At 58.3% G+C, this 398-nt stretch carries 1 rRNA gene; it reads left to right on the top strand.

Going from position 1 to position 398, the window contains the following annotated elements:
- Positions 1-50, top strand: a 16S ribosomal RNA gene (locus tag HS99_RS42295); the annotation flags it as partial.
- Positions 51-398 lie beyond the last annotated feature (348 nt).

The raw sequence follows: 398 nt of genomic DNA on the forward strand, positions 1-398 counted from the left end.
AGTCGTAACAAGGTAGCCGTACCGGAAGGTGCGGCTGGATCACCTCCTTTCTAAGGAGCACATGGCCGCTTGCAGGCGAATGTTCTGCACGGTTGCTCATGGGTGGAACGTTGACTATTCGGCACAGCGAGGGCTTGGTCTCCTAGTACTGCTTCGGCGTGGAAGAGAGAGTCTGGTTCTGGTTGTGTCGGGCACGTTGTTGGGTCCTGAGGGAACGGAAGTTGCCTCAAGGATGCCGGCCTCACTTGAGGTAGCCCGGGTTCGGGTTGCCGAGGGTGTGTGACTGGTCGTTGTTTGAGAACTGCACAGTGGACGCGAGCATCTGTGGCCAAGTTTTTAAGGGCGCACGGTGGATGCCTTGGCACCAGGAACCGATGAAGGACGTGGGAGGCCGCGAT

Source organism: Kitasatospora aureofaciens (assembly GCF_001188955.3).
Lineage (GTDB): Bacteria > Actinomycetota > Actinomycetes > Streptomycetales > Streptomycetaceae > Kitasatospora > Kitasatospora aureofaciens.